Annotated in this window: 10 protein-coding genes; 6 read left to right on the forward strand and 4 right to left on the reverse strand. The window is 54.1% G+C overall.

The window, feature by feature from the left end; all coding sequences use genetic code 11:
• Positions 1-51: 51 nt before the first annotated feature.
• Positions 52-336, forward strand: a complete 285-nt coding sequence (ppnP, locus tag E6P06_RS09205) for a pyrimidine/purine nucleoside phosphorylase (protein ID WP_003021477.1) — start codon at positions 52-54, stop codon at positions 334-336.
• A 49-nt stretch (positions 337-385) separates the two neighbouring features.
• Here ppnP and rdgC read toward each other — a convergent pair whose 3' ends face one another.
• Positions 386-1,297, reverse strand: coding sequence for a recombination-associated protein RdgC (gene rdgC, locus E6P06_RS09210; protein WP_003021479.1), 912 nt, complete (start codon positions 1,295-1,297; stop codon positions 386-388).
• A gap of 91 nt (positions 1,298-1,388) precedes the next feature.
• Between rdgC and mak the strand changes: the two genes are divergently transcribed.
• Positions 1,389-2,297 (forward strand): fructokinase, encoded by a 909-nt coding sequence (gene mak, locus E6P06_RS09215; RefSeq protein ID WP_060855542.1) that lies wholly within the window; start codon positions 1,389-1,391, stop codon positions 2,295-2,297.
• A gap of 7 nt (positions 2,298-2,304) precedes the next feature.
• On the opposite strand, the gene araJ is transcribed toward mak, so the two are convergent.
• The 3 genes from araJ to sbcD form a co-directional block, all read right to left on the reverse strand.
• Positions 2,305-3,477, reverse strand: coding sequence for an MFS transporter AraJ (gene araJ / locus E6P06_RS09220; RefSeq protein ID WP_054528673.1), 1,173 nt, complete (start codon positions 3,475-3,477; stop codon positions 2,305-2,307).
• A 192-nt stretch (positions 3,478-3,669) separates the two neighbouring features.
• A complete protein-coding gene (sbcC, locus tag E6P06_RS09225; RefSeq protein ID WP_139935151.1) occupies positions 3,670-6,813 on the reverse strand; it encodes an exonuclease subunit SbcC in 3,144 nt (1,047 codons plus the stop codon).
• A complete protein-coding gene (gene sbcD, locus E6P06_RS09230; protein ID WP_139935152.1) occupies positions 6,810-8,012 on the reverse strand; it encodes an exonuclease subunit SbcD in 1,203 nt (400 codons plus the stop codon). Before sbcD ends, sbcC begins: the two co-directional genes overlap by 4 nt.
• 190 nt (positions 8,013-8,202) lie before the next feature.
• Between sbcD and phoB the strand changes: the two genes are divergently transcribed.
• From phoB to proY, 4 genes are all read left to right on the forward strand, one after another.
• Positions 8,203-8,892, forward strand: coding sequence for a phosphate response regulator transcription factor PhoB (gene phoB / locus E6P06_RS09235; protein WP_003021496.1), 690 nt, complete (start codon positions 8,203-8,205; stop codon positions 8,890-8,892).
• Between the two features lie 50 nt (positions 8,893-8,942).
• Positions 8,943-10,238, forward strand: a complete 1,296-nt coding sequence (phoR, locus tag E6P06_RS09240; protein WP_096878243.1) for a phosphate regulon sensor histidine kinase PhoR — start codon at positions 8,943-8,945, stop codon at positions 10,236-10,238.
• Between the two features lie 405 nt (positions 10,239-10,643).
• Positions 10,644-11,963, forward strand: a complete 1,320-nt coding sequence (gene brnQ, locus E6P06_RS09250; protein WP_003021501.1) for a branched-chain amino acid transporter carrier protein BrnQ — start codon at positions 10,644-10,646, stop codon at positions 11,961-11,963.
• Between the two features lie 81 nt (positions 11,964-12,044).
• Entirely contained in the window at positions 12,045-13,418 is a 1,374-nt protein-coding gene (gene proY / locus E6P06_RS09255; protein ID WP_032948680.1) for a proline-specific permease ProY, read from the forward strand.
• The last annotated feature ends 122 nt before the right edge of the window (positions 13,419-13,540 follow it).

The raw sequence follows: 13,540 nt of genomic DNA on the forward strand, positions 1-13,540 counted from the left end.
GTCAGCCCCCTATATTGGTTCCTAACTTAATCACGAGATAGGGCCAGTTGTATGCTTCAAAGTAATGAATACTTTTCCGGCAAAGTAAAATCGATCGGTTTTACCAGCAGCAGTACTGGCCGCGCCAGTGTAGGCGTGATGGCTGAAGGTGAATATACCTTTGGTACTGCGGCGCCTGAAGAGATGACGGTGGTTAGTGGCGCACTGAACGTGCTGCTGCCAGGGGAAACCGAGTGGAAAGTCTATGCCGCAGGAGACGTGTTTAACGTACCGGGCAACAGTGAGTTTCATCTGCAGGTAGCAGAGCCAACATCCTATCTTTGCCGCTATTTGTAAGCGTAAAAATGACGAATGGCGATATTGTGTCGCCATTCGCTAAACAGGGCTAACGTTGCGCTTCGCCGCCTAATCCTTCCACCAGACTTTTAATCAGCGCCGCCAGTTCACCTGTCATCAGGATGAAATCGGCATCAAAACGCTGAGCATAATCTTCACGGTCGATATCTTCGTTCTGATCGCGCAGCTCGTCGCTGAACTTCAGACGCTTAATGGAGCCGTCGTCACACATAACGAACTGAATACGCTGCTGCCAGTCGAGGGCCAACTTGGTGACCAGTTTGCCCGCCTCGATATGCACGGCGATTTCGTCGCAGACCAGATCCTGCTTTTTCGCGCGGATCACACCGCCGTCTTCAAGGATCGCTTTCAGTTCAGCTTCATCCAGTAACTGGAACCCTTGTGCTGTTGTGCCGGAGCGAACCCATTCGGTCAGCGTCAGCTCAATAGGGTTTTCCATCGTCAGCGGAACGACCGGCAGCGAACCGAGGCTTTTACGCAGCAGCGCCAGCGTATCTTCCGCTTTTTTCGCGCTTGCACAGTCGACCATGATCAGATCGTTGACGGTGTCGATCCACATCATTGTCTGGCTGAAGCGGCTAAAGGCGCGCGGCAGCAATGAGTGCAGAACTTCATCTTTCAGTGAGTCTTTTTCGGTCTTCTTGAGTTTGCGACCTTGCTCAGCTTCCAGTTTGAATATTTTGGCTTCCAGCGCCTGTTTGATAACCGGCGACGGCAGAATTTTTTCTTCTTTGCGGGCGCAGATAATAATTTGGCCATTGGCGGTATGCGTTAATGCATCGCTGTGCGATCCCATCGGCGGAACCCAGCCCATTTTTGCCATATCCTGGCTACCGCAAGGGGTGAACGTCATTGATGCCAGCTGTTTTTCCATCTCTTCGGCACGCAAAGAAACATCGCGGCTAAGACGGTAAACCATTAAATTTTTGAACCACAGCATGATAATTTCCACGGCCTTGTCGTTAAATCCAGCGGGCATGATAGCGAATTGTCGCTATGCTTGCATTGTTAATCGGGAAGAGGAGCAAACAGTGCGTATAGGTATCGATTTGGGCGGTACGAAAACGGAAGTTATTGCGCTTGGCGATGCGGGCGAACAGCTTTTTCGCCATCGCCTGCCCACGCCGCGTGATGATTATTGGCAAACGATAGAAACCATCGCCATGCTGGTGGAGATGGCGGAAAACGCTACCGGGCAGACGGGAACCGTGGGAATGGGCATTCCCGGTTCAATCTCGCCCTACACCGGGGTAGTAAAGAATGCCAACTCGACCTGGCTTAACGGGCAACCTTTTGACAAAGACCTGAGTTCGCGTCTGAATCGCGAAGTGCGGTTGGCAAATGATGCCAACTGTCTGGCGGTTTCTGAAGCGGTGGATGGTGCGGCGGCGGGGGCGCAAACCGTGTTTGCGGTGATTATCGGCACCGGATGTGGCGCAGGCGTGGCGCTGAATGGTCGGGCGCACACGGGCGGTAACGGTACCGCAGGGGAGTGGGGGCATAATCCGCTGCCGTGGATGGACGAAGATGAGCTGCGTTATCGGCAGGAAGTACCTTGTTATTGCGGCAAACAAGGCTGCATTGAAACCTTCATTTCCGGGACCGGTTTTGCCACCGACTACCAGCGCCTGAGCGGTAAGCCGCTCAAAGGCAGTGAAATTATCAGCCTTGTTAATGCGCAGGATACTCTTGCGGAGCAAGCGTTGAGCCGCTATGAGCTTCGTCTGGCGAAATCACTGGCACATGTGGTGAATATTCTCGATCCGGACGTCATTGTGCTGGGTGGCGGAATGAGCAATGTCGACCGACTGTATCAAAACGTTCCGACGTTGATGAAGCAATTTGTTTTTGGCGGCGAGTGTGAAACGCCTCTACGCAAGGCGTTGCATGGTGACTCCAGCGGCGTGCGCGGCGCGGCCTGGCTGTGGCCGCACGTATAAACGGTTGTTATGTCGCGGGTGCAACCTGTTGTTGCACGCCGCGCTTCAGGCGACCATAGAGCAGCAGCGAGGACATCGCAGAAAACGACAGCAGCGCAGCCGGCAGCGTCACGTAGTTGTAGGCAAATCCCAGCGTCAGCATCATGCCACCGCAGTACGCGCCAATCGCGCTGCCGAGATTGAAGGCAATTTGCCCGCCAGCCGCGCCCAGTAGTTCTCCCCCTTTAGCATTTTGCAGCAGCAAAATTTGCAACGGCGCCGACAGAGCAAACAGACCCGCGCAGCAAATGAAAGCGAAGGTCAGCGACGCGGCTTTGATGCCGCCAAAGGCAAAGAGCAGCAGCAGAGCCAGCACAATCACGAAGTCGGTTATTACCGCAATTCGCAGCGGCGTATAACGGCCTGACAGCCTACCGCTTAGCAGATTTCCCAACACCATTCCCAATCCCACCAGCATCATGATGAAGGTCATTAGCGCCTCAGAGAAGCCGGAGATATACATCATGTACGGTTTGACGTAGCTGAACCAGGCGAAAACCCCGGCGTTCCCAAACATGGTGGCGGAAAAAATGAACCACGGGGCGGGGCTTTTCAAAAAGTGAAATTGTTCGCGCAGTTTCCCTTTTACCTCATCGCTAATGTTGGGGACCCAAAAAGCGACCGAGACCATTACGGCGATATTAAAGACGGCTATCAGCAGAAACGTGTAGCGCCAGCTAAATTCCTGGCTCAGCCAGGTGCCGACGGGAATGCCAACCAGATTGGCAACGGTCATCCCCGAAATCATGCCCGCGACGGCGGCGGTGACTTTTCCTGGACGGGCTAGCTTCGACAGGATAATCGCGCCCACGCCGAAAAATGCGCCATGAGGGAAGCCGGAAACCAGCCTGCCCACCGCCAGCATAAAATACGAGGAAGAGAGGGTGAAGATGGCGTTGCCAATCACGCACAGGGTGACCAGAAACAGCAAAATATGTTTGAGCGAAAAGCGATTGGAAAAGAGCGCAATAATGGGCGCGCCAAGCACTACGCCAAAGGCGTAAAACGAAATCATATGGCCAGCGGCAGGAATGGAAATTCCCACGTCCCGTGCCAGCTCCGTGAGGACACCCATGATGCCAAACTCGGCCATGCCCAGCCCAAATGTTCCGAGCGCTAAAGAGAAAATGACTTTTTTCATACCACCTGCCAACAAGAAAGACGCAGGATATGCGTCATAGCGACGAACGTTCGCCGCCAATAGCGATAGCTTGCGGATAAGCGAAGTGGAATGCCATTTCATATCCGTCCCTGAGTATGCAATATTGTGCTACATAGCGTGCCGGATAGCGTTAGCGCTTATCCGGCCTGTGACACCATATCCGCTGGCCGATTACTCCACCGCAAACATTTTGTCGAGTTTGCTGTAGCCCAGACCGTTGATTTTTTTCACTTTGATCTGCACCGGAATGCGTTCTTTCATTGCTTCGACGTGGCTGATCACGCCAATGGTTTTACCGGTAGCGTTGAGCGCATCAAGCGCGTCCAGGGCGGTATCCAACGTTTCACTGTCCAGCGTGCCGAAACCTTCGTCGAGGAACAGGGAGTCAATTCGGGTTTTGTGGCTGACCAGATCGGACAACGCCAGCGCCAGCGCCAGACTCACGAGGAAGCTCTCGCCGCCGGAAAGCGTACGCGTATCACGTACGGCATCGGCCTGCCAGGTATCAACCACTTCCAGCTCTAACGCTTCGCTGGCCTTGCGCTGCAACAAATAGCGACCGTGCAGACGGGTTAACTGGTTGTTGGCAAGCCAGACGAGGTTATCCAGCGTCAGCCCCTGGGCAAATTTGCGGAACTTATCTCCCTCTTTCGAGCCGATCAGCGCATTCAAATACCCCCAGTCTTCGACCTGCTGCGCGACTTTTTCAATCTCCTGCATCAGCGCCTGCTGCTGCTGGCGGTTTTCAGCATCTTGTTTGAGCTGCTGGCGAATTTCGCCCTGACGAGTAGTGTTATCGCGTAGCAGTTGGGTGAGCTGCGCCAGCGCGTCGTGCAGATGCTGCGCCGTCAGCGTGAGATCCACTTCTGTTGGTTGCTGCTGTTGATGAGCCGCCAGTGCCTGCTGGGCCTGATTAACCAGCGTTTGCGCCTGCTGTCGCTGGCCTTCCAGTGATTGCTTCAACTGCTCCAGGCGATTAAAGGTCTCTTCGTCCAGCAGGGCGGCAATAAAGGCGTCGCGATCGGCAAAGATGCTGGCCTGCAATGCGGCATCAAACTGCGCCTGGATTTCCGCGGCGCGCTGAACGTCCTGCGCCTCCTGCTGTTGCAAGGTTTGCCACTGTCCCTGTAAAGAGAGGCAATCGTCGTGCACCTGCCGCCAGTTTTCCAGCGACAAATCCTCAATGTTTTCAGAAAGCGCCTCGGTTTCAGGCAACGTTTCCAGCAGCGGCGCAAGCTGGGCAATCCGGGCCTGTAACTCGGTCAGTTCATTCTGACGCTGTTGCCACATTTGTGCTTCGTTCGCCCGTTCGCTTAGCCATGAGGCGACGTCATCCTCGGGTGGAAGGGCCAGACCATAGCGGGAAAGCTCGGCGGTTAGCGTCGCCTGGCGCTGGTCAATATGCAGCTGGAGCTGGGTAATCTGCTCGGTATGCGCGGTGATTTGCGCCTGCAGGGTATGACGCAGGCTCAACTGGTGAAGCTGTTGTTCGTGCTCTTCCTGAGCGGCCAGCCACGGGGCAATGTCATCCTGCGGTTGTAGCGTGACGTTGAGGCTGGCGGTGACGGTCAGCCACTCTTGAGTAAGTGCTTGCTCCTCCTGAGAAAGCGTCTGTGCTTCGCGTTCATCCCGCTGAAGTTGCTGGGTTATCGCCTCAAGCTGGCCGCGTAACGTTGAACCCTCATCGGCCAGCGTTTTGACCTCTTTTTCCAGTGCCTCACGCCGCGTCTGATTCACGCTCAGTTCGAGCGTTTGATAGCGTTCAATCGCCGGATGTGCGATGGAGCCGCATAGCGGGCAAGGCATGCCGGATTGCAACAATGCCCGTTGGCTTTCCAGATCTTTGATGCGGGCTTCTTGCTCGCAAATGACTCTCACATCAGTAAGCTGCTGATTTTTATCTTTATAGCGCTGACGTTTTTCGGCAAGCACCGCGTTGCGCTGGGTCAACTCTTGTTGATGCTGTACAAGCGTGGCGCGTAACTGTGCCAGTTGTTTTTGCTTCGGGGTGATTTGCCCGTGTAAATTGCTCAGTCGCTGGCGTAACGGACGAAGCTGCACATGTTGCGCCAGCGCATCCGTTACCTCCTGCGGTGAAAGGGTCAGCGCGGGAAGCGTTAGTGCATTGAGCTTACGCGTGTCGTTCTCTCGCAGCTGCTGCCATTGGCGTAGCTGGGCGCTGGCGTCGGACTGTTGGGCCAGCAGCGCTTTCCATCCTGCCAGTTCGCTACTCCATAAGCGGAAGCGATCATGCTCATTAAGCCAGTCGGTTAACGTCTGTTGTTCGGCTAGTATCAAGGTCGACTGCATTTGCGCCTGCTGACGAATACGCCCGCGCAGCGTTAAGCTGCTTTGTAAGCGAGCATTCACTTCCTGAATCTTCTGGCGTGTACGCTCGATAGTAGCCGTTTGTTCCTGAATTCGCTCCCAGTGCGGGCGTAACGCCCTGGCCGGCAGTGCCAGACTCAGTGCCGCCAACTGCGGCTGCGCGTCTTCTTGCGCCTGAAGCGCTGCCTGTAATGCCTGCTGGTGACGGTTTATATCCGTTTGTAGCTCATTTTGCCGAATGAGCCAGTTGAGGTGCTGTTGCTGGGTTTGTTGGCTGGTAAGGTATTGTTTTTCTTCGTCAGTAAGTACCTGCAAACTTTCCGTCAGGGATTGCACCTGCTCTGGCGCTAACAGCGCCACGCCGCTGGCCTGGGCCTGCAGTTTTTCCAGCTCCGTACGCGCTGATTTGTGCTTTTCAAACACCATAGCGGAGATTTGACCGTAAATCTCTGTGCCGGTCAGCTCTTCCAGCAGTTCGGCGCGCTCTTTTGGTTTGGCATTAAGAAATGCGGCAAACTGGCCCTGAGAGAGCAGCATGGAACGGGTAAAACGACCGTAATCCAGCCCGGTAAGCTCGGCGGTCATCTCCAGCTTGTCTTTGACTTTATCGGCGAGGATTTTACCGTCGGCGCAGCGGGCCAGCTCTACGCGCGGGACCTGCAGGTTGCCCTCAGGCTGGTTGCGTGCCCGGTTCTGGCTCCAGAATGCGCGGTAGGCTTCGCCCCGCACCTCAAACTCCACCTCGGCCAGACACTCCGCTGTGTCGCGGGTCATCAGGTCGTTTTGCGACTGTGACACAGTATTCAGGCGCGGCGTTTCGTGGTACAGCGCAAGGCAAATTGCGTCCAGCAGGGTGGTTTTCCCCGCGCCTGTGGGCCCGGTTATGGCGAACAGCCCGTTGCTGGCAAAAGGTTCTGCCGTGAAATCGACTTTCCATTCTCCCTTCAGGGAGTTGAGGTTTTTCAGGCGCAGGCTGAGAATTTTCATGCTTCAGCCTCCCCGGCAAGCGTCTGTACGGTTGCGCTAAACAGCTGATTAAGCCGCTCGCGCTGCGGTTCTTCGAGTTCTTCCAGCGCCAGGCGGCGGTCAAAAACCTCCGCCACGCTCAGCTCGCTTAATGTTTCACGACGTTCATTGGCCATAATACGTTCGCGCTGTTCCCGACTGCGGCGCACCAATAACACCTCTACCGGTAAATCTTCGGTCAAGGCCTGGATTTTACGCTGCATATCATGCAGATAGTCATCGGTGGTAATTTCAATATCCAGCCACACCGGCGGCTCTTGCTGTACGTTGCGCCACTGCTCAAGCTGGGCGGTAATGGCGGCGAGATCGCCTTTCAGTACTGCAAGCGGCTGGGTGACCGGTACGGCGAGATTCTCGACGGCGTTGAGTTTCCCTGCTTCAAAGCTCACCAGATGCACGCATTTGTTTTTGCCGCACTCGTCAAAACTGAGAGCGATCGGCGAGCCGCAGTAGCGAATATGCTCCGTGCCGCCGATAACCTGCGCCCGGTGAATATGGCCCAGCGCGATGTAGTCCGCCGGAGGGAAGTTTTGTGCAGGGAAGGCGTCCAGCGTACCGATATAAATGTCTCGGACGGCGTCACTTTTACTGGCGCCGACGGTGGTCAAATGCCCGGTCGCGATGATGGGCAGATTCTGATCACCACGCAGCGTGCAGGCATCCTGATACTGCTGCTGGTAATAGTCGGTGATGGCTGACAGCAAATGTTGCTGTTTTTCTTGCCCGGTTAGCCCGGCCTGGCTGGTAATGATGTCGCGTGGACGTAAAAAAGGAACTGGGCACAGAATCGCCCCCGGCGTGCCGTCGCGTTGCGGCAGTACCTGCGGCGCATGGCCGGCGCTGGCAACGACCGTGGTGTTGAGAAACGCCAGTATATCGCGGGATTCATTGAGTGTGGCGACGGAGTCGTGGTTGCCTGCCAGCACCACCAGATGACACCCGGTTTGCTGTAAATTAACGACAAAACGGTTATACAGCTCACGAGCGTAGCTTGGCGGTGAGCCGGTATCGAAAATATCACCCGCCACAATAATGGCATCCACCTGGTGGGATTGTGCCGTTTCCAGCAGCCAGTCGAGAAAGGCCTGATGTTCAGCGGCGCGGCTCTTGCTGTAGAAATTTTGGCCCAGATGCCAGTCAGACGTGTGAAGGATGCGCATAAGAGTTCCATGACGATAAAACAGTGGTGGGGATTATAACCTTTCAAGGACGGTAATATCTTGTCTCCGGGCTGTCATAATTCGCCGGGCTGCGTTAAACCTGGGCTATCTTTTCATAAATCTGTCATAAAACTGACGCATAATGGCACCGTATTGATGGCAAACGATTTAATTATAAACAGGGCAAATCATGGCGAGACGTATTCTGGTCGTAGAAGATGAAGCTCCAATTCGTGAAATGGTCTGCTTCGTGCTCGAGCAAAACGGTTTTCAACCCGTAGAAGCCGAAGACTATGACAGTGCTGTGAACCAACTCAATGAACCCTGGCCGGATCTCGTCCTGCTTGACTGGATGCTTCCCGGCGGCTCGGGTCTGCAGTTTATTAAACATCTCAAGCGCGAAGCTATGACGCGGGATATCCCCGTGATGATGCTGACGGCGAGAGGTGAAGAGGAAGACCGCGTCCGGGGTCTGGAAACCGGTGCGGATGATTATATTACCAAGCCGTTTTCTCCCAAGGAGCTGGTGGCGCGTATTAAAGCGGTTCTGCGTCGTATTTCACCGATGGCGGTGGAAGAGGTTATTGAGATGCAGGGGCTAAGCCTTGATCCGACCTCGCATCGCGTGATGACCGGCGAGGATCCGCTGGATATGGGGCCGACCGAATTCAAACTGTTGCACTTCTTTATGACCCACCCTGAGCGCGTCTACAGCCGTGAACAACTCCTCAATCATGTCTGGGGAACCAATGTCTACGTGGAAGACCGGACAGTGGATGTGCATATCCGCCGCTTACGTAAAGCGCTGGAGCACAGCGGACATGATCGAATGGTGCAGACAGTTCGCGGGACGGGATATCGTTTTTCGACCCGCTTCTGACTGACAAGAATCAGGGCCTGATGGATTAGGCCGTTTATGGAGTAAGACGTTTGCTAGAACGATTGTCATGGAAAAGGTTGGTACTGGAGCTGATCCTGTGCTGCATACCGGCATTTATCCTTAGCGCTTTTTTCGGTTACCTGCCCTGGTTTTTACTGGCGTCGGTAACGGGCCTGCTTATCTGGCATTTCTGGAATCTATTGCGTTTGTCCTGGTGGCTATGGGTTGACAGAAGCATGACGCCGCCGCCGGGGCGAGGCAGTTGGGAGCCGTTGTTATATGGGCTGCATCAAATGCAGCTGCGCAACAAAAAGCGCCGTCGAGAACTGGGTAACCTGATCAAACGTTTTCGCAGCGGGGCGGAATCACTACCCGACGCGGTGGTGTTGACCACCGAAGAAGGCGGTATCTTCTGGTGTAACGGACTGGCTCAGCAGGTTCTGGGACTGCGCTGGCCGGACGATAGCGGGCAAAATATTCTTAACCTGCTGCGATACCCGGAATTCACTCAATATCTGAAAACGCGCGACTTTAGCCGGCCTATCAATCTGGTACTCAATACCGGACGGCATCTGGAAATTCGCGTGATGCCCTACACGGATAAGCAACTGCTGATGGTGGCGCGCGACGTTACCCAGATGCACCAACTGGAAGGTTCACGGCGAAACTTTTTCGCCAACGCCAGCCATGAGCTGCGCACACCGCTGACGGTGCTGCAAGGTTATCTGGAAATGATGCAGGAGCATCCGCTGGAAGGGACAACTCGCGAAAAAGCACTGCATACCATGCGCGAACAAACGTACCGTATGGAAGGCCTGGTGAAACAGCTGCTGACGCTGTCAAAAATTGAAGCTGCTCCGACGTTGCAACTGAATGAGAAAGTCGATGTGCCCATGATGCTGCGGGTGATCGAGCACGAAGCGCAAACCCTGAGCCAGCATAAACATACGTTTACCTTTGATGTCGATAACAGCCTGAGCGTGCGGGGCAACGAGGAGCAGTTGCGTAGCGCTATCTCGAATCTCGTGTACAACGCGGTGAACCACACACCAGCGGGAACGCACATTACCGTTGGCTGGCGGCATGTGGCGTCGGGGGCGGAGTTTTGCGTGGAAGACAACGGTCCAGGCATTGCCGCCGAGCATATTCCACGCCTGACCGAGCGTTTTTATCGGGTAGATAAGGCGCGATCGCGGCAAACGGGCGGTAGCGGGTTGGGCCTTGCCATCGTGAAACATGCGCTGCATCATCACGACAGCCGTTTGAATATCGAAAGCGAACCAGGCAAAGGGACGCGATTTAGTTTCGTGATCCCGGAACGTTTGATTGCCAAAAGTAACGGTTAAAGCACATTCGTAAGATTATCTTTCCAAAAGCCAGCACAAGCTGGCTTTTTCTATGCGGTCAATATATGACTCCTGAATTTTACGACGTTTGATTGTTTTTTGTTCGAACTATTACCCATACCTTTTTCCATGAAATGGTGTTTTGTGCTAACCCCATTTTTCATATCGTTATATTGTTCTGGTTTTTGGATCCCACCTTGCTTTAAAACGTTATAAGCGTTTAAATTGCGCTCCAGGTGCTGTCATACCGACTGCATTTACGCGGTAAATCGAAAAACTATTCTTCGCCGCGCCAGGTCGGGAGTGTTTCCCGCTGGAATTGAGCAAAAATGCCGCTGTATTGTCCCCCAGGGAAAGGCAAAAATTTACTATTTTCAACACCACATCCACAGGCAGTAAGACTTTATGACCCATCAGTTAAAATCGCGCGATATTATCGCTTTGGGATTTATGACATTTGCACTGTTCGTTGGTGCAGGAAACATCATCTTCCCCCCAATGGTTGGTTTGCAGGCAGGTGAACACGTCTGGACTGCGGCTTTTGGCTTTTTGATTACCGCCGTTGGCCTGCCGGTACTTACCGTTGTCGCGCTGGCGAAAGTCGGTGGTGGTGTGGACCGACTGAGCACACCTATCGGTAAAGTTGCTGGTCTGCTACTGGCGACTGTTTGCTATCTGGCCGTTGGGCCGTTATTTGCTACCCCGCGTACCGCGACGGTCTCTTTCGAAGTCGGGATTGCACCGCTGACCGGTGACTCTGCGCTGCCGCTGTTTATCTATAGCGTTATCTATTTCGCGATTGTGATTCTGGTTTCGCTGTATCCGGGCAAACTGCTGGATACGGTGGGTAATTTCCTGGCGCCGCTGAAAATCCTGGCGCTGGTTGTTCTGTCTGTCGCCGCAATCGTCTGGCCAGCAGGCCCGATCAGTAATGCGATGGAAGCCTACCAAACTGCGGCATTTTCTAATGGTTTCGTGAACGGGTATCTGACCATGGATACGCTGGGCGCGATGGTGTTTGGTATTGTTATCGTTAACGCCGCTCGTTCGCGTGGTGTTACTGAAGCACGTCTGCTGACCCGTTACACCGTTTGGGCGGGTTTAATGGCGGGTGTGGGCTTAACGCTGCTGTATCTCGCGCTGTTCCGTCTGGGTTCAGATAGCGCGATTCTGGTCGATCAGTCTGCTAACGGCGCGGCGATTCTGCATGCGTATGTTCAGCACACCTTTGGCGGTGCAGGAAGCTTCCTGCTGGCGGCGCTGATTTTCATCGCCTGTCTGGTCACCGCGGTTGGCTTGACCTGTGCGTGCGCAGAGTTCTTTGCCCAGTACGTTCCACTGTCTTATCGTACGCTGGTATTTATCCTCGGCGGCTTCTCGATGGTGGTTTCTAACCTGGGTCTGAGCCATCTGATTCAGATCTCTATTCCGGTGCTGACGGCTATCTATCCGCCATGTATCGCACTGGTTGTATTAAGCTTTACCCGCTCATGGTGGCATAATTCTTCCCGCGTCATTGCACCTGCGATGTTTATCAGCCTGATTTTTGGTATCCTTGATGGCATTAAAGCTTCTGCAATTGGCGACGTGTTACCGGCCTGGACCCAGCGTTTACCGCTGGCGGAGCAGGGGCTGGCGTGGTTGATGCCAACAGTCGTGATGGTGGTCCTGGCAGTTATCTGGGATCGCGCCGCGGGTCGACAAGTGACCTCCAGCGCACACTAATATCACTGACAATAAGTTTTAACCACGGGGCTATTAACATGGCCCCGTGGTTTTTTTATTGTGTTAACAGGTTAGGAATCGATGGAAAGTAATAACAAGCTAAAGCGTGGGCTGAGCACCCGGCACATCCGCTTTATGGCATTAGGTTCAGCAATTGGTACCGGGCTGTTCTATGGCTCGGCCGATGCCATCAAAATGGCGGGGCCAAGCGTGTTGCTGGCCTATATTATCGGCGGCGTAGCGGCGTATATTATTATGCGCGCGCTGGGCGAAATGTCTGTTCATAACCCTGCAGCCAGCTCCTTCTCGCGCTATGCGCAGGAAAACCTCGGACCGCTGGCAGGCTATATCACCGGCTGGACCTATTGTTTTGAAATCCTGATTGTCGCCATTGCCGATGTGACTGCCTTTGGTATTTACATGGGCGTCTGGTTCCCGGCCGTACCGCACTGGATTTGGGTACTCAGCGTAGTGCTGATTATCTGCGCCATCAACCTGATGAGCGTGAAGGTGTTTGGCGAGCTGGAGTTCTGGTTCTCGTTCTTTAAAGTCGCCACCATTATCATCATGATTGTCGCCGGTTTCGGTATCATCATTTGGGGGATTGGCAACGGCGGGCAACCGACCGGTATCCATAACTTATGGAGCAACGGTGGCTTCTTCAGCAACGGCTGGCTCGGCATGGTGATGTCGCTGCAAATGGTGATGTTCGCTTATGGCGGGATTGAGATTATCGGGATTACCGCAGGCGAAGCCAAAGACCCGGAAAAATCTATTCCGCGCGCTATCAATTCCGTACCAATGCGTATCCTGGTGTTTTATGTGGGGACGTTGTTCGTCATTATGTCTATCTACCCGTGGAACCAGGTGGGTACCGACGGTAGCCCGTTCGTTATGACGTTCCAGCATATGGGCATTACCTTTGCTGCCGGGATCCTCAACTTTGTGGTTCTGACTGCGTCGCTGTCGGCAATTAACTCTGACGTCTTCGGTGTGGGACGTATGCTACACGGCATGGCGGAACAGGGCAGTGCCCCAAAAATGTTTGCCAAGACGTCGCGTCGTGGCGTGCCGTGGGTTACGGTGATGGTGATGACCATCGCGCTGCTGTTTGCGGTTTATCTTAACTACATCATGCCGGAAAACGTCTTCCTGGTGATCGCCTCTTTGGCAACGTTCGCCACGGTTTGGGTGTGGATTATGATCCTGCTGTCACAGATTGCTTTCCGTCGTCGTCTGCCGCCAGAAGAGGTCAAAGCGCTGAAATTTAAAGTACCGGGTGGGGTAACGACGACCATTGTTGGCCTGATTTTCCTGGTCTTTATCATCGCGCTTATCGGCTATCATCCGGATACCCGCATTTCGCTGTACGTCGGCTTTGCGTGGATTGTCCTGCTGCTGGTCGGCTGGGGATTCAAGCGCCGTCGAGAGCGCCAACTGGCTGAAGCACAGTAATATTTTTGCCGGGTAGCTTTGCGTTACCCGGCAATTTTCTCCTCCCCCGAACTCCTCCCCCAATAAACGTTAAGATGATGAGTGATCCTGCACTTCGCTATGGCAAGGTGACGTCATTATCA

Origin of the sequence: Citrobacter sp. CF971 (assembly GCF_006385635.1) — a bacterium.
GTDB classification, from domain to species: domain Bacteria; phylum Pseudomonadota; class Gammaproteobacteria; order Enterobacterales; family Enterobacteriaceae; genus Citrobacter; species Citrobacter freundii.